Here is a 15,571-nt window from a genome sequence, read left to right on the forward strand (position 1 = left end):
ATGCCCCGTCCGCACACCCTGTTCACCGGCCAGTGGGCCGACCTGCCCTTCGAGGAGGTCTGCCGCAAAGCCGCCGTCTGGGGCTTCGACGGCCTGGAGATCGCCTGCGACCCGCGCCACCTCGACGTCGAGCGCGCCGCGTCCGACCCGGCCTACGTCGCCGAACGCCGCGCGGTCCTCGCCGACCACGGCCTGGACTGCTGGGCGATCTCCGCGCACCTGGTCGGGCAGGCGGTCTGCGACGACCCGATCGACTTCCGGCACCGGGGCATCCTGCCCGCCGCCGTCTGGGGCGACGGCGACCCCGAGGGGGTCCGCCGCCGCGCCGCCGAGACGATGAAGGCCACCGCCCGCGCGGCCCGCGCCTTCGGCGTCGACACCGTCGTCGGGTTCACCGGCTCCAGGATCTGGCCCTACGTCGCGATGTTCCCGCCGGTCCCGGACGAGGTCATCGAGGCCGGCTACCGCGACTTCGCCGAGCGCTGGACGCCGATCCTGGACACGTTCGCCGAGCACGGCGTCCGCTTCGCGCTGGAGGTCCACCCGTCCGAGATCGCCTACGACTACTGGACCGCCCAGCGCGCCTTGGAGGCCGTCGACGGGCACCCCGCCTTCGGCTTCAACTGGGACCCCTCCCACCTCACCTGGCAGAAGGTGGACGTCCGCGCCTTCCTCTGGGACTTCCGCGAAAGGATCTTCCACGTCGACTGCAAGGACACGCGCGTCACCCTCGACGGCCGCAACGGCGCCCTCGGCTCACACCTTGCATGGGGCGACCCGCGCCGCGGTTTCGACTTCGCCTCGGTCGGCCACGGCGACGTCCCCTGGGAGGCGTGCCTGCGCACCCTCACCGCCATCGGCTACACCGGCCCCGTCTCCGTCGAGTGGGAGGACCCCGGGATGTCCCGCGAAGAGGGGGCCCCGGCGAGCCTCGCCTACCTCCGCGCCCTCGACTTCACGCCCCCCGCCACCCGCTTCGACGCCGCCTTCGCTGAAGCCGCACCGTCCTGATGGCAGCCCGGTCCATCGCGTCGTACCAAGGTGTCCGGACAGGGCTCAGCGCCGCAGATGGGCCAGGACATCCGAGACCGGCAGGTCGTACCGGTCCTTGTCGTCTTCCCAGCGGGACATGACCGCGACCATGTCGGACGCCATCACCTCGCCTCGGCGGTGAGCCGGTCGCCGACGCCGTGCGCGTCCGCCAGGGCGTGGCGACGCCGGCGAGGGTGCGGGCGGCCTTCTGGTAGGCGGCGAAAGCCATCTTCAATGCGGAGGTCGAGCCATCCCCGGCAAGGTCATCGTGACGTCCATGGCCGCCGTCATCGGTTACGGCGGTCATGGACGGTTCCGGCAAGGTCACCCGGTTGCGCATCCGCGGCACCGTATGCCATTGCCTAACCGGCTTCTTGGGGCTCCTACGATCACGGGGGCTACCGCCGCCGCCCTGGACTTCCGGGACACTTTTCCATTTATGTCCAGTTCACTACAAGGGGAGCGATCTGTTCATTGACCCGCGTTTTCGGCGAGAGCAATACTCCGTTGCCGAACAGGTGTCCGATAACGGGCGATCGTCGAAATCTCCGGAGGAATTGTCATGGCGCGAAGGAACCAGGCCGCGGTGAGCAGGACGCTGCGGACCGCGGGACGCTTGTCGCTGGTACTGGCCCCGCTCGGGCTCGCGGTCGGGTGGGCGCTGAGCTACCGGTCCGTCGGGGACTTCTTGACGCCGGACTTCAGCTCCCCCTACACCGACTCCGGCGGCAAGACCCCGGCGGCGGAGTTCCTGACGACGATCACCGGGCCGGATGGAGGGTTCCGCGAGCTGATCCTCCCCCACATCTTCGTCTACGCCTCGATGCCGGTCCTCATCGCCGCCGCCCTCTACCTTGCCTTCATCCTCTACCAGAGCACCCCTTGGCGCGCGGTGTCCGGAGCCGCCCTGACCACCGTCGGCGCGGTCTACTTCGTCGGCGTGCTCGGAGCCTGGCTCTCCTTCCCCGCCGTCGGACGGGTCCACGCCGACCGGAGCGTCCTGCTGCCCGTGGTGAGCGAGCTCGTCAAACCGCGCGGCATGCTCCTGGTGTCCACCTCGTTGTCCGTGCTGGTCTTCGTCGGCCTCATCGTCCTGGGCGCCGCCCTGTACCGCAGCCGGACCCTCCCCCGCTGGGCCGCCACCCTGGTCATCGCCGGCAACGTTCTCATCCTGGCGTTCGCCGGTACCGAGAACTGGATGACCCTGGGGTCCCTGTGCATGTTGATCGGGTTTCTCCCGCTGGCCAGAGCCCGCGACACTGTCCTTTGAACCGCCGAGGGAACGGGGAGCGGCCATGGCCGACAGCAAGGACCGCCGGTCGCTGCGGACACGGCGGGCGCTCACGGCCGCGCTGATGGACCTCATGCGCGACCGCCGGTACGACGCGATCACCATCCAGCAGATCACCGACCGCGCCGACGTGGGGCGTTCCACCTTCTACGCCCATTTCACCGGCAAGGACGACCTGCTCGCCGACGGCGTCCGCTTCCTGGTGGCCTCTTTCGCCGAGTCCGAACCCCGCCCCGAGCTGGCCCTGCTCCGCCATCTCGGTGTCCAGGCCGAGCTCTACCAGGTCATGGCGCGCAGCCGCGCCCTCCCGGTGTTCCTGTCCGCGCTGCACGACGAGCTGGCCACCCGGCTCACCCGGCATCTCCAGAGCCGGGTGCCGCCCGGCCGGGAGCCGGAACTCCCGCCGCCGCTGCTGGCCGCCATGGTCACCGGCATGTTCCTCACCATGGTCCGCTCCTGGCTCGAAACCGGAGCCCACGAACCGGCCGAGGCGCTCCACCACATGTTCCAGACCGTCTCCGAACCCGCCATAGAGGCCGGCTTGCGCGGTCAGAAGCCCGGCACGGCCTCTGCGGTCGGGCTATAGGGCGGCGAGCAGCCGGTCGGCGAAGTCGGCGGGGTGGGACAGGAAGCCCCGCGACTCCTCGCCTGCGGCCGGGACGATCCGGGCGGCGTGCGTGGAGAGGACCGAAAGGTCGAGGTCGACGGCCGGATACTGGCGAAGTTCGCGTTCGAACCAGTAGGTGGTGTTGACGGGGACGGGCGTCCCGGCGGGGGAAGCGCGGCCCGGTCCGAGGCGGTCAGGATCCGTTCGGCGAACCTCTGCTGGGCGGGGCCGGTGCCTGAGCGGCGGTACTGCCGATAGACGTCGAAGAAGAACGCGATCCAGGATCGGCCGTCGGGAAGCAGGCGCAGCACGGCGCGGCTGATCATGCACGGCCGGATCCGGATCGGCCGGTGGCGGCTGCTCGGTGCGGTGCCGGTCATGTCCGGTGACGGCCCCGACATCGCCCGCAGTGCGGCCGGGCGGCTGGCCGGCGAACCGGCCCTCGTCCCCGCACTGTCCCCCGCCGTCTTCTGGGAGCCGGTCGACGATGAGCGGGCCTTGGCCCGCGTGTCGATCGACGACGCCGAGCACCAGGTGACGTTCACCATCGTGCGCGGTCGCCCTCTCCCGCTGGGGCGACCCCGGCGGGACGGGTTTCGCGAGCACACCTTCGGCGCCGAGATCAGCGCCGGATGGTGGTAGGGAACGCCCCACTGGACCGACGGGGAATTCTTCAGGTCCACAATCGATCATGCGGACTTCCGCTGAACCATCTGCCCAGGAGGCCGACCGATGACGCAGCCCGAGCCAAGACGAAGCGACCGTCCGGACCCGGCCGAAGAGACGCAGGCCGCACTCCACGGCGGCCCCTACCTGGACGGTTTCACCGTGGCCGACAGCGGCGACGACGATCCCGTCCTGGTCCGTCCGTCCGGACGTGACAGCAAGGCCTGGCGTGAGGGCTATCCCTATGCGCGCAAGCTGAAGCGGGCGGCGTACGAGAAGGAGAAGAGGGCGCTGCAGATCGAGCTGCTGAAACTGCAGGCCTGGGTCCAGTCGACCGGGCAGCGGGTGGTCGTGCTGTTCGAGGGACGCGACGCCGCGGGCAAGGGCGGCACGATCAAACGGTTCACCGAGCACCTCAACCCGCGCGGCGCACGCGTGGTCGCGCTCGCCAAACCGACCGAGCGGGAACGCACCCAGTGGTACTTCCAGCGCTACGTGGCACATCTGCCCAGCGCCGGTGAGATCGTGCTGTTCGACCGCTCCTGGTACAACCGCGCCGGCGTTGAACGGGTCATGGGGTTCTGCACGCCGCGCGAATACGTCGAGTTCATGCACCAGGCACCCGAGTTCGAGCGGCTGCTGGTCCGCGACGGCGTCCACCTGGTGAAGTTCTGGTTCTCGGTGTCGCGGGCCGAGCAGCGCAACCGCTTCCTCATCCGGCAGGTCGACCCGGTCCGCCAGTGGAAGCTCAGCCCGGTGGACCTGGCCTCCCTCGACAAGTGGGACGCCTACACCGAGGCCAAGGAACTGATGTTCTTCCACACCGACACCGCCGACGCGCCCTGGACGGTCGTGAAGTCCAACGACAAGAAGCGCGCCCGGCTGGAGGCGATGCGGCACGTGCTGCACCTGTTCGACTACCCCGGCAAGGACACCGCGGTGGTCGGCACCCCCGACAAAAAGATCATCGGCCCGGCGGCGCACCTGTTCGAGGAGGGCGAGCGCGAGGCATGGATCCTCGCCCGCTCCGCCCGGGAGCGGTGACCCCGCGGCCGAGGCCGTTCCCCCTCATCATGATCGGCGGCGGCTGCGGATCCTGCCGGGCGCGCTACCCCTGACCCGTATGAACGCACGTTCGCACAGCAAGATCAACGCCTGATATGTCCCCGTGTCGGCTCGATGTTCGCTTGCTCGGCTGCGGCCCGTCGTGGCGGAACGGAGGGCGGCGACCGGGACGCGGCCGCCGCCGATGCCTCCCCGTGTCTCTGCGTTCCGATGAAGCCGCCGAGGACGCGGCCCTGCCTTCAGTCCGCCCACACGCTCATGCGAGCTTCGAAGGTGCGGTCGCCGGGCTGCCGCGTGGGAGGAACAGGGCGCTGATGAGGCCGATGAGGCCGATGGCGATGAGCGCGACCATCGCGGCCGCGTAGGCGTGCCGGTCGAGGCCGGCGACGAGGATGGTGCCGGCGATCGCGGTGCCCAGCGACGAGCCCAGGTTCGAGACGCTGCGCGACAGGCCCGAGATCTCCCCCTGCCGGTCCGGCCCGAAGCTCGACTGCACCACGTTGACCGAAGGGGTGAGCATCAGGCCGATGCCGAGGCCGATCAGCAGGAGCCCGGGGGTGAAGGCCCAGGGGTTCGAGGAGGCGTGCACCATGGCGATCAGGACGGCGATGCCGGGGATGGTGACGGTGAAGCCCGCCACGATGAGGGTCCGTTGCGCTCGCCGTCTGGCCAGGCGTTCGGCCGCGAGCGACGACGCCAGCAGGCCCGCGGTGGCCGCGGTGAAGACGACGCCGGTCCGGACCGCGTCGTAGTGGCGCACGACCTGCAGGTACGCGGCCACCGTGAACGACGTCCCCATGAGCATGAGCCACTGGACGTGCTGGGTCACGAGCCCGAGGTTGGACCGGCGGTCGCGGAACAGGCTCGTCGACAGCAGCGCCTCCTCCCCGGCGCGGTCGCGGGCGCGGCTCCAGCGGAAGAACCAGGTGAGGACGAGCCCGCTCGCGGCCAGCAGTCCGAGGGTGATCCGGACGTCGTTCTTCGCCGCCAGGATGCCCGCCACCAGCAGGACGAGTCCGACGGCCGACAGGACCGCGCCGCGCAGGTCGAAGGGCCGGGTGGGATCGGGCGGCAGCGGATCTTCGATCGCCCGGCTCAAGGCGATGATCAGCGCGATCACCAGGGCCTGGAACACGAAGGCGACCCGCCAGCTCAGCGCCGAGGTGATCATTCCGCCGATCAGCGGGCCCGCGGCGGCACCGATGCCGCCGAAGGCCATGATGGCCCCGAAGGCACGCGCCCGCGAGGTGACGTCGGTGAACAGCAGCGTGGTCAGGATGTAGACGGGCGGGATCAGCAGCGCCGTGCCGGCGCCCTCCAGGAGCGAGTTGCCGAGGATGAGGACGCCCAGGCCGGGCGCCGCGGCCGACAGCAGGGCGCCGATGCCGTAGACGGCGAGGCCGGTCATCAGGCACCGCTTGCGTCCGTACCGGTCGGTCAGCTTGCCGCCGGGGATCATCAGCGCCGCCATCACCAGGAGGAACACCGTGATGGCGATCTGCACGCCCTGGACCGTCGTGTCCAGGTCCCGGCTGATGTCATTGATCATCACGTTCATGTTCGACCCGGCGAAGCTGCAGACGAACTGGGCGAGGGCGAGCGGGAACAGCACCCTCCGCGTCCCCGCCCGCGCGTGCGGTCGGGCCTTCGTACCGGTCACCGGCGTCCCCTTCTCTCAAGACGTGCACCGTGCCAGGGTCCGGTGGTCTTCCCGGCCGGGCCTCACCCCGTGAGGGGGATCCTGCGCCGCGCCGGCGCGCGATGGGACGGAGCGCACCGGCCGCCGCGTGCGCTCACCTGGTGCGGGTGATGCCGCGCGGGTCCGGCGAGGCGACGATTCACAGCTGACGCGGCAACGACCCGCACCACCGCACCGGAGGGAACCACCATGTCCGTGACCCAGCCGAACACCGGCGCCGACCTCCCTCGCCCGCCCGGCGAAGGGGACGGGGCCCTGCTCATGCGCCCGGCGGGCGGCCACTGGGCCCTGCCCGTCCTGGCCGGCGTGCTCTCCTTCGGCCTGGGGCTGGCCATCGTCTGCTGGCCGCGGGCCACCATCGGCGTCATCGCCGTGCTGATCGGGCTGCAGTTCGTCTTCGGCGGCGTCCTGCGCCTCGCGCAGGCGGTCTTCGCCGACGGTGACGGAGGCTCGCGTGTGCTCTTCGCCGTCCTCGGGGCGCTGTCGCTGGTCGTGGGGGTCCTCGCGCTGCGCGACGTGCATCGGACCGTCGCGGTGCTGGCCCTCATCGTCGGCCTCGCCTGGCTGGCGGGCGGCGTCATCGAGTTCGTCGTCGTGCTGTCGGACAAGGCCCGTCCCGGACGCCGCCCGGCGCTCGCGCTCTCGGCTCTCTCGGTGCTGGCCGGGATCGTGCTGCTCACCTTCCCCGGCATCACGCTCGTCGCGCTCACGTGGGGTTTCGGGCTCGGGCTCATGACGTGGGGGATCGTGACGGTGCTCGTCGCGCTCTGGATCCGGCACGCCGTCACGAAGGCGGAGGCGGCCTGACGTCCCCCTCCGCCTCGTGCTCCGCCCCTTGAGGACGCGCCCGGGCGCGTCCTCAAGGGGCGGAGCACATTCATGTGCGTCCGGTCCTGGCGGTCGTCAGCTCCGCTGCGCGCCGTGCAGAGCCTCTTGGAGCTCGCGCTCGGTCTCCTCCGACAGCGACGACTGCAGTACCGTGCCGCCGTACTTGCCGAGGGCGGCGACCGCCTTGTCCGGCGTGACCTTCTGGACGACCATGAACAGCGCCGACGTGCCCGGCTGGAGCATGTCGCGGACCTGCTTCTGGAAGTGCTTGTCGATGCCGGACTTCTCGATCCTTCCCATGAGCGCCCCCATGCCGGCGCCGATCGCCATGCCGAGGAAGGGGACGAAGAAGATCAGGCCGAAGAGCATGCCCCAGAACATCCCCCAGGTCGCGCCGCCGGCGACCGCGTGGTGGTTGGTGCTGACGTGGAACTTCCCGTCGCCGTCACGGGAGATCACCGCGACGGCGTCGGTCTGGACGACGAGTTCGTCGCCGAGCCTGTGGACCTCCCGCTCGGCCTGGGAGGCCGTCACCTCGTCCGGGTATCCGATTGCGATCAGTTCGGCCACCGCCGTACCGCCTCTCTGGTCGTTCTCCGACTGGTGTCTGACGGCTTCAGCCAACCGGGGCCGGGAACGAACACCATCCCCCCAAAAGGATGAAGTCGGCCTTCGCGCCCTGGCGCCGGTCGTCAATGCGACAGCAGCACCTTGAGGGCGACGATGATCAGGCCGAGGAAGAGATTGACCACGACCGTGAGCACGGTGAGGGAGACCGGGGCGTTCGATCTGGCGCCCGCGACGGCCGACCAGCCCACCTGACCGCACAGCGCCACCACCAGCGCGGTCCAGGACGCGGCGGAGTCGGGGAGACCGAGCAGCCGGCACAGTCCTGCCGCCACCGCCGGCGGGAACATCGCCTGGACCAGCGGCCACTCGTGCCGTCCGACCGACCGGATCTCCGCCCGGCTCAGCCGGACGGCGTGCCTGCGGTCTCCGACCAGCCGCGCGTACACGTGCGCCAGCCAGAACACGAACCCGGTGGCGAGCAGCAACGCGATGAGAGTCGCCGGGGAGGCCGGCTCCTCTCGCGGGCTCGCCCCCACCACGACGGAAGCCGCCAGCAGGGATCCGTACACCGCGCCGGCATAGTCCGCCCGCTCCTCCGGCTCCGGTTCGGCGACCGTTCGTCCCTCGTTCATCCGGTTCCCCCGATCTCGCCCTGGGACCCCTGCCCGGACAGCGTCGGCATGGCCGCGGTGGGAGGGGCGGAACCCACCCTCCGCCGCGGGGACACGCGCAGAATCACCTGCGACGGATGACCCCGTCTCGATGACGCTCCCCTGACGCTGCGTCCATGAACACCGAACGAGAACGCCCCGGCCGCCGGCGTCGGTGGACGCCGTCCCGCCCCCGGACGACATCGCGGAAGGGAGGCGGGCGATGACCGGCCCGGGTCCTGAAGGAGAGCCGAAGATCGATGCGTTGCGCCTGTGGGGCGGAGGGCTGGCCACCGCGCTGGTCGCCGCGCTGGTCGCCTTCCTCGGTGTCCTCATCACGCACGGCGTGCTGGGCGTCCGCCTGCTCGTCCCGGAACGCGAGGAGGCTCTGGCGGACACCGCCGCGGGAGCCTATGTGCTCGCGGCGGCCGCCGGCGCGCTGGTCACCACCCTGGTCCTGCAGCTGCTCGTCGTCCTCACCGCGCGGCCCATGGACTTCTTCGCCCGGGTGACCGGCCTGCTCACCATGGTCCTCACGATCGCGCCGTTCATCACCGGCGCCGCTCTCGCCAGGGAGGTCGCGACCGGCCTCGTCAACCTCTTCGTCGGCCTCACCATCGCCTCACTGCTCACCCAGACCGGATACGCGGCACTGCGTTCCGGCCGGACCGGCGATCGGTGACCGGCGCCGGGCGGTCCGCCGCGCCGGACCGCCCGGCATGCCGCACCGCCCGTCATGCCGGACCGCCCGTCATGCCGGGCGGGCGGCCTCCAGGTCGAGCCGGCGATCGAGGTCCACGGCGGCGGTGATCAGGGCCAGGTGGCTGAAGGCCTGCGGGAAGTTGCCGAGCTGCCGCCCGGTCGGCCCGATCTCCTCGGCGTAGAGCCCCAGGTGGTTGCCGTAGGTGAGCATCTTCTCGAACGTCAGGCGCGCCTCCTCCAGCCGCCCCGAGTGGGCCAGGGCGCTGACGTACCAGAAGGTGCACATCGAGAACGTCCCCTCCGATCCGCGCAGCCCGTCGGGCGACGCGTCGGGGTCGTACCGGTAGACCAGGCTGTCGGAGACCAGTTCACGGTCCATGGCGTGCAGTGTCGAGGCCCACCTCGGGTCATCGGGAGCGATGAAGCCGACCGCCGGCATGTAGAGGAGCGAGGCGTCCAGCACGATGCCGTCGTAATGCTGGACGAAGGCCGCCCGGTCCTCGTTCCAGCCCCGGCTCATGACCTGCTCGTAGACCGCGTCCCGGGCGCGCGTCCAGGCGGCGAGGTCGGCGGGAAGCCCGCGCTTCTGGGAGATCCGTATCGCCCGGTCCAGCGCCACCCATGACATGACACGCCCGTAGGTGAAGTCCTGGGGTCCGCCACGGGTCTCCCACAGCCCCGCGTCGCGCTGGTCCCAGTGCCGGGTGAGCCAGTCGACGATGCGGCGCAGATGCGTCCAGCCGTCGTGCGGGACCCGCAGGCCGTGCGCGTCCGCCACATGGACGGTGTCCAGGGCCTCGCCGTAGATGTCGAGCTGCCTCTGGGCGGCGGCGCCGTTGCCGATGCGGACGGGGCGCGATCCCAGGTAGCCGGTGAGATGCCCCAGCTCCTGCTCCGCCAGGTCGGCGGATCCGTCGATCCGGTACATGATCTGCAACGGGGACGACCGCTCACCGGCCTCGCGGACCCGTTCCCCCAGCCACTTCAAGAACCCCTCCGCCTCACGTTCGAAGCCCAGTCCGAGCAGGGCGCGCACCGAGAAGGAGGCGTCGCGCACCCAGGTGAAGCGGTAGTCCCAGTTGCGCTCCCCGCCCACGAGCTCGGGCAGGCCCGCCGTCGGCGCCGCCACCAGGGCTCCCGTCGGGGCGTACGTCATCAGCTTGAGGGTCATCGCCGAACGCTCGACCATCTCGCGCCACCGGCCCCGGTAGGTCGACCGCCCGATCCAGTTCCGCCAGAACGCCCGGGTCCGGTCCAGGGCCTGGAGCACCCGCTCCGGTTCCCACCGCGCCGGCGGGCCGTCCGGCCCGGTCTCCAGCACGACGCCTCCCGCCTGGCCCGCCGACGCCGTGACGACGGCGCGGACCCCTCCGCGCCCGTCGACCCGCAACTGCGCGGCGTCCACCGCTTCCTCCTCGGGGCGGCGCACGATCGACAGGTTGACCGCGCAGCCGGGACCGCGGAAGGCGACGCCGTTCTCGGTGACCTCGGTCGTGTGGGCCTGGCGGCCGTAGTCGAACGCCGGTGCGCACTCGACGACGAACCGCATCCGCCCCCGCACGACGCGGACGATCCGGACCAGCAGGTGGCGCCCGGTGGCCGGCCCGTCCTGGACCGGCATGAAGTCGATCACCTCGCCGACCCCGTCCGGCGCCATGAACCGCGTGATCAGGACCGCGGTGCCGGGCAGGTAGAGCTGCCGGCTCACGCAGCCTTCGGCCTCCGGGGCGATGCGGAACCGGCCGCCGCGCTCCTCGTCGAGCAGGGACGCGAACATGCTCGGCGAGTCGAAGCGCGGGCTGCAGAACCAGTCGATCGTGCCGTCGTCGGCCACGAGCGCCGCGGTCTGCAGATCGCCGATGAGCCCGTGCTGCTCGATGGCTGGATGACCGTCCATCTCCGTCTCTCCGTTCCAGTGCAGGGGCGGACTCCGATGAAGCCCGAACAGTCGGGTGGCGGGCCGTGCGGATCGGCACGAACCGCCCTCTCCTCGAAGCCTCGCGGGCCGCGCCCGGCGCCTCCTCCCCCACGGCGGGTGATCACCACGGGCGGGAAGGCGCACCACCGTGATCGGGATCGGCCACCCGGTGAGGGTGATGGCGTCGTGGGCCGGGCGTTCCACGATTCCCGCATGGCTCCCGACCATGGAGGCTTGGAATGAGCGATGCAGACCATGCGGCCGGCGAAGGCGCCGGCGCGTCCGGAACCGAGGACGTGCAACGGCTGCGCGCAGAGGTGGCGGACCTTCGGCGACGGCTCGCCGAACGCCCCGTCCCCCGCGCGCGTCCAGGGCCGTTGCGAGTACGGCGCACGATCGCGGCGGCGCTGGTGGCGCTGGCGGGCTTCGGGCTGGTCGCCTCCGTCATCGGCGTCTGGGGCGCCCGCACGACGCTGGACACCGATCGCTGGGTCGCCACCGTGGCACCGCTTCCGCAGCGTCCAGAAATCAACGCCGCGATGGCGGCCTACCTGACCGATCAGGTCTTCGACCGGCTGGACGTGCGGAAACGCCTCGCGGAGGCGCTCCCTCCGAAGGCCGCCTTCCTCGCCGATCCGGTCACCGGCGCCGTCCGCGACTACATGCGCGAGCAGGTGCAGGCGTTCATGGCGACCGACCGGTTCGCGGCCCTCTGGCGCCAGGCCAACGAGTTCGCGCACGCGCAGATCGTGGCGACCGTCAAAGGCGAGAGCAGCACCCTCACCGTCCACGACGACACGGTCACGCTCAACCTCCTGCCGGTCATCAACGACGTCCTGGTCAAGGTGTCCAACGAGATGCCGACGCTCTTCGGACGGCAGTTGCGGCTCCCGGCGCTCTCCTCGGCCGAGGTTCCGGCGGACCTGCGCGAGAGGGTGCAGGCGGCGCTCGGGGTGACGCTGCCCGCCGACTTCGGGCAGATCACGGTCTACCACGATGCCGACCTCAGCGGTTTCCAGGACGCGGTGCTGCTGTGCAAGCGCGGCCTCTTCCTTCTCGTCCTCGGCACGCTCCTCTGCCTCGGGCTGGCGGTGTGGGTCTCACCCGGGCGCAGGCGCACGCTGCTGCAGTTCGGCGTCGCGGTGGCGATCGGCGAGGTGGTGCTCGCGGGGGTGCTGCGGGAGATCCGCGACCGGATGCTGGAGCGCGTACCGCAGGGCGTCTACCGGGAGGGGGCGTCCGCGGCGGTGCACGAGGTCTTCAGGATGCTCCGAGAACGCGGCGACCAGATGCTCTGGCTGGGCGTCGCCGTCGCCGCCGTCTCGTACCTGGTCGGTCCGGGCAGGCTTCCGGTCCTGGTCCGCCTGTCGATCGTGCGCGGCGCCCGCTCACTGGTGGGGAGGGTGCGGTCCACCGCCGCCGACGAGAGCCTCCGGACCTGGACGGCCCGGCATCTGGACGCCCTGCGCATCGGCGGCGCCGTGGTGGCGTCCCTGTTCGCCTTCCTGTTCCCGTCCTGGACGGCTCTCCTGGTCGTCCTGGTGATCGTGGCCGCCTACGAGGCCGGCGTCGCCGTCCTGGCGCGGCCCGCCACGCCGGACCCGCGCGGAGACCGCACGCCCGCGCGGACGGAATCACCGACCGCCGGGAGGTGACGGCGATCCGGGCACGGAGTCATCCCCGGCGGGTGAGGCCCCGCGGCCGCGTGCCCGCCACGGTGGGAGGCAAGGCCCGGTGGCCGCCGGGCCGCCCGAGAGAGGAGAGGACCGCCATGGCCATAGGGCCGGTGCAGTTGATCGTGCTGGGGTTCGACCGTCCGCGTTTCCGCGGCGAGGTCATCGCCGAGCTGGAGCGGCTCCGCGCCAACGACGCGGTGCGTGTCATCGACGCCCTCGCCGTCCACAAGGACGAGGAGGGCGCGCTGGAGGTGGAGCACCTCAGCAACCTGACGACCGAGGAGGCGATCGAGCTGGGCAGCAAGGTCGGCGCGCTCATCGGCCTCGGCATCGAGGGAGAGGAGGGGATGGCGGCCGGCGCGCTCGCCGGCGCCGAGGCGGCGGCGGACGGCGTCCACCTGTTCCCCGAGGGCCCGGACGCCTGGGACGTCATCGCCGACATTCCCGCCGGCACCGCCGCGGCCCTGCTGCTCATCGAGCACCACTGGGCGGTGCCGCTGCGCGACGCGATCATGCGCGCGAACGGGTTCCGGATCAGCGACGCGTTCGTCAGCCCGTTCGACCTGGTCGCGATCGGGCTGCACACCGCGGAGGAAGCACGGCGGCTGGACGCCCTGGAGACATCGGGAACGACGACGGGCCGCTGAGCGGCCCTGGAACGGTTGGGAGGGACACATGTTCGGAGCTCGCAGAATCGCCCGCCGCACGTCACGGCGCACCGCGCGCCGGGTGGCGCGGCGGCGTTGAGGACGGTGCCGGCGTACCCGCCCCCGCCGGCACCTGAGAGTCCGGCCCGGTCCGGCCCTGCCGGGCCGGACTTCTCTTCGTCCGAACAGGGCCGATGCTTCCGCGGCATCGCCGGGACGGGGTGACCCGCTGTGAGGGGACCCGGCGATGCCGCGGAAGCATGTGCGCGTCGAAAGCCGACGGATGATTCTGTTACGGCCCCTGAGGCGGGCCGATGGCGAGATTCGCCCTTCTGCTCGCCGCACTGACGGTCCCGACGCTTCCGCCCTCCGCGAGGATCCGCAGCGTCGCGCTTGTGGGGGCCGGTGCGGCGGCTGTGGTCCGTGGCCTCAGTGCGCTGAACGCGGACAGGACCCGGGCCTGCTAGCCCGGGCCCTGTCCGGCCCCCCTACGGGCGGGGGCCGCGGATGCCCCCGCTCCACGCGCGGCCCCACCCCCAGGGACCGCGCGCAGCCTTGTGTCAAGCGTGCGTCACGGACGATCGAGCCGATGCGTCGCGCCGCACCGCGCCCCCGGCCGGCGTCCGAGCCGCCGGCGCCGGCCGCCGGAGGACCTCGAGCCGGTCGACTTCGGTGAAGCCCAGATCCCACAGGGCCTCCCGCATCGAACGGGCTTCGGGGCCGGCCGCCGGTGCGGTCGCCACGACGTTCCTCGCGGCGTGAAGGCCGAGGAGGCGGATCGCCGCCGGGACGAGTTCGGCGGCCTCGGCGCAGGCCCCGCCCGGCCCGCCGTATGCGATCCAGCCCGTGTCGTCGGGCGAGACGGTCACGTCGAGGTGCGCCTCGGAGCCGGGCTCGTGTATCCGCCAGCTCCGGGAACCGGTGCGCTGTGCGAGGCCGATCCGCCCGGCGGGCCGCGAGAACGCCGAAGGAGCCAGGTGCCGGTGAAGGTAGACCGACGAGCTCGTCGCCTCGAAGGACCGGCTCCGCAGCGCGGAGAAGGTCACGGGGCGGTGCTCGCGCGGGACGCCCCGCAGCCCGAACCCGAGCGGGTTCAGCAGGGGGAAGGCCTCGATCGCCCTTCCCGCCAGCCGGCCGATGACGGCGTCCAGGAGCGGGTGGACCACCGCCGGCTCCTCGCCGGCGTGCAGCCACAGCAGCACTCCGGCGCCGTCCGGCCGCCGGACCGCGGTGGACACGACGCCGAGCACGACGTCCTCCTCGTCCACCACGACGTCCGTTCGCACCGGGACCAGCCGCGCCCAGCCCGCCGTCTCGGCCGCGGACCGGCCGACCCGGGCGGCCTCCAGCATGTTCCACGTGCAGAAGGGCTGGCCGGTCAGCCGGTCCTCGTTGATCAGCGCGAGGACGTCGTGCTCGTCGTCGGTCCGGTAAGGACGGATGAACTTCCGGCCTAATTCGAACGTCAATGCCACGGCGAACTCCCGATCTCGTGATATCGGTCACATTGCTTCCACTGGCAACCTTCCATGCGGGAAGATCACTCAAGAAAGGACATGATCGGGAACAGCGGCCTCATTGCAGTACGCGAATGCGCCGTCGAGCCCACCGAGCCTTATGATGCGCTGAACCCTTTCCGGCACGGAGGCGAGGTACAACCGCTTCCGCAGGAATTCCGCTCTCGCGCGGGCGGCGACGAGCGCCCGCAGACCGGAGCAGTCCATGAATTCGACGCCGGCGAAGTCGACGACGAGCGCGTCTTCGGCGGCGCGGAGGGCGGCCATGAGGTGATCGCGCATCCCGTCGGCACAGGCGATATCGATCTCTCCGCCGATATGCACGACTGCCACCCGCTCTGCGGGTCCGGTTCGAAGCGACAGGTTCACGGTCGACTCCCCTAGCGAGATGTCCGGAGTGGATTCGCGTTTCCCATACGACCGCGAGGCACCGGCTGCGCACATCCCCGATCGCTGTAGTCACCGCGTTCCACGCTGGGGCGCCGAGTGGGACCGGCCCGGGTTCTCGAGCCGGCCGGCGGCCGGTCCGGGCGAGCGACCCGGCACTCGCCCGCGCATCGTCCCAGGTAACAGGCGGGTGCCGAAGAACCCTACACATATGAACGGGTTATCGGCCGCCACTGCGGGCAGATTCCGTTCCGGCGGGAACGAACCTTGATTCATCCGAGCCAAACGAAGTGCAGATACTCGAAACCAGCCCGAT

At 71.3% G+C, this 15,571-nt stretch carries 15 protein-coding genes; 9 read left to right on the forward strand and 6 right to left on the reverse strand.

The genetic code is table 11. The features are described from left to right. The 5 genes from ACRB68_RS00610 (at nt 1) to ppk2 (ending at nt 4,640) form a co-directional block, all read left to right on the forward strand. Nucleotides 1-1,011: a sugar phosphate isomerase/epimerase family protein gene (locus ACRB68_RS00610; RefSeq protein WP_153530378.1), complete on the forward strand. Its 1,011-nt coding sequence runs from the start codon at nt 1-3 to the stop codon at nt 1,009-1,011. A 583-nt stretch (nt 1,012-1,594) separates the two neighbouring features. Then, complete coding sequence (locus tag ACRB68_RS00620) at nt 1,595-2,302, forward strand: hypothetical protein (RefSeq protein WP_153530379.1); 708 nt, start codon at nt 1,595-1,597, stop codon at nt 2,300-2,302. A gap of 25 nt (nt 2,303-2,327) precedes the next feature. After that, nucleotides 2,328-2,909: a TetR/AcrR family transcriptional regulator gene (locus ACRB68_RS00625; RefSeq protein WP_153530380.1), complete on the forward strand. Its 582-nt coding sequence runs from the start codon at nt 2,328-2,330 to the stop codon at nt 2,907-2,909. Nucleotides 2,910-3,254: 345 nt separating this feature from the next. After that, nucleotides 3,255-3,572 carry a DUF6920 family protein gene (locus ACRB68_RS00630; protein ID WP_153530381.1) on the forward strand — a complete coding sequence of 106 codons (318 nt, stop codon included), beginning with the start codon at nt 3,255-3,257 and terminating at the stop codon, nt 3,570-3,572. 90 nt (nt 3,573-3,662) lie between these two features. Continuing rightward, nucleotides 3,663-4,640: a polyphosphate kinase 2 gene (ppk2, locus tag ACRB68_RS00635; RefSeq protein WP_153530382.1), complete on the forward strand. Its 978-nt coding sequence runs from the start codon at nt 3,663-3,665 to the stop codon at nt 4,638-4,640. Nucleotides 4,641-4,917: 277 nt separating this feature from the next. On the opposite strand, the gene ACRB68_RS00640 is transcribed toward ppk2, so the two are convergent. Beyond that, complete coding sequence (locus ACRB68_RS00640) at nt 4,918-6,321, reverse strand: MFS transporter (RefSeq protein WP_207709542.1); 1,404 nt, start codon at nt 6,319-6,321, stop codon at nt 4,918-4,920. A 228-nt stretch (nt 6,322-6,549) separates the two neighbouring features. Here ACRB68_RS00640 and ACRB68_RS00645 point away from each other — a divergent pair, with 228 nt between their 5' ends. Next, a complete protein-coding gene (locus ACRB68_RS00645) occupies nt 6,550-7,167 on the forward strand; it encodes an HdeD family acid-resistance protein (protein WP_153530383.1) in 618 nt (205 codons plus the stop codon). A gap of 96 nt (nt 7,168-7,263) precedes the next feature. On the opposite strand, the gene ACRB68_RS00650 is transcribed toward ACRB68_RS00645, so the two are convergent. After that, entirely contained in the window at nt 7,264-7,758 is a 495-nt protein-coding gene (locus ACRB68_RS00650; protein WP_207709543.1) for a DUF1269 domain-containing protein, read from the reverse strand. 122 nt (nt 7,759-7,880) lie between these two features. Beyond that, entirely contained in the window at nt 7,881-8,390 is a 510-nt protein-coding gene (locus ACRB68_RS00655) for a hypothetical protein (protein WP_153530385.1), read from the reverse strand. Nucleotides 8,391-8,631: 241 nt separating this feature from the next. Between ACRB68_RS00655 and ACRB68_RS00660 the strand changes: the two genes are divergently transcribed. Then, nucleotides 8,632-9,090 (forward strand): DUF6069 family protein, encoded by a 459-nt coding sequence (locus tag ACRB68_RS00660; protein ID WP_153530386.1) that lies wholly within the window; start codon nt 8,632-8,634, stop codon nt 9,088-9,090. 69 nt (nt 9,091-9,159) lie between these two features. On the opposite strand, the gene ACRB68_RS00665 is transcribed toward ACRB68_RS00660, so the two are convergent. Further along, on the reverse strand, nt 9,160-11,007 hold the full coding sequence (locus ACRB68_RS00665) for a glycoside hydrolase family 15 protein (protein ID WP_153530387.1): 1,848 nt from the start codon (nt 11,005-11,007) through the stop codon (nt 9,160-9,162). Nucleotides 11,008-11,267: 260 nt separating this feature from the next. On the opposite strand from ACRB68_RS00665, the gene ACRB68_RS00670 reads away from it, so the two are divergent. Together ACRB68_RS00670 and ACRB68_RS00675 are read left to right on the forward strand one after the other, a co-directional pair. Beyond that, a complete protein-coding gene (locus tag ACRB68_RS00670) occupies nt 11,268-12,683 on the forward strand; it encodes a hypothetical protein (RefSeq protein ID WP_153530388.1) in 1,416 nt (471 codons plus the stop codon). A gap of 116 nt (nt 12,684-12,799) precedes the next feature. Beyond that, a complete protein-coding gene (locus ACRB68_RS00675) occupies nt 12,800-13,351 on the forward strand; it encodes a hypothetical protein (RefSeq protein ID WP_153530389.1) in 552 nt (183 codons plus the stop codon). A 560-nt stretch (nt 13,352-13,911) separates the two neighbouring features. Here ACRB68_RS00675 and ACRB68_RS00680 read toward each other — a convergent pair. Next, on the reverse strand, nt 13,912-14,826 hold the full coding sequence (locus tag ACRB68_RS00680) for a hypothetical protein (RefSeq protein WP_153530390.1): 915 nt from the start codon (nt 14,824-14,826) through the stop codon (nt 13,912-13,914). A gap of 69 nt (nt 14,827-14,895) precedes the next feature. Then, nucleotides 14,896-15,237, reverse strand: coding sequence for an STAS domain-containing protein (locus ACRB68_RS00685; protein ID WP_194293165.1), 342 nt, complete (start codon nt 15,235-15,237; stop codon nt 14,896-14,898). Between the last annotated feature and the right edge of the window lie 334 nt (nt 15,238-15,571).

The organism is Actinomadura macrotermitis, assembly GCF_009604375.1.
Lineage (GTDB): Bacteria > Actinomycetota > Actinomycetes > Streptosporangiales > Streptosporangiaceae > Spirillospora > Spirillospora macrotermitis.

Bases quoted from the DNA above. Each gene is read 5' to 3' on its own strand.
- ACRB68_RS00610 (WP_153530378.1), top strand. From the start codon at position 1: ATGCCCCGTCCGCACACCCTGTTCACCGGCCAGTGGGCCGACCTGCCC.
- ACRB68_RS00620 (WP_153530379.1), top strand. From the start codon at position 1,595: ATGGCGCGAAGGAACCAGGCCGCGGTGAGCAGGACGCTGCGGACCGCG.
- ACRB68_RS00625 (WP_153530380.1), top strand. From the start codon at position 2,328: ATGGCCGACAGCAAGGACCGCCGGTCGCTGCGGACACGGCGGGCGCTC.
- ACRB68_RS00630 (WP_153530381.1), top strand. From the start codon at position 3,255: ATGCACGGCCGGATCCGGATCGGCCGGTGGCGGCTGCTCGGTGCGGTG.
- ppk2 (WP_153530382.1), top strand. From the start codon at position 3,663: ATGACGCAGCCCGAGCCAAGACGAAGCGACCGTCCGGACCCGGCCGAA.
- ACRB68_RS00645 (WP_153530383.1), top strand. From the start codon at position 6,550: ATGTCCGTGACCCAGCCGAACACCGGCGCCGACCTCCCTCGCCCGCCC.
- ACRB68_RS00655 (WP_153530385.1), bottom strand. From the start codon at position 8,390: ATGAACGAGGGACGAACGGTCGCCGAACCGGAGCCGGAGGAGCGGGCG.
- ACRB68_RS00660 (WP_153530386.1), top strand. From the start codon at position 8,632: ATGACCGGCCCGGGTCCTGAAGGAGAGCCGAAGATCGATGCGTTGCGC.
- ACRB68_RS00665 (WP_153530387.1), bottom strand. From the start codon at position 11,007: ATGGACGGTCATCCAGCCATCGAGCAGCACGGGCTCATCGGCGATCTG.
- ACRB68_RS00670 (WP_153530388.1), top strand. From the start codon at position 11,268: ATGAGCGATGCAGACCATGCGGCCGGCGAAGGCGCCGGCGCGTCCGGA.
- ACRB68_RS00675 (WP_153530389.1), top strand. From the start codon at position 12,800: ATGGCCATAGGGCCGGTGCAGTTGATCGTGCTGGGGTTCGACCGTCCG.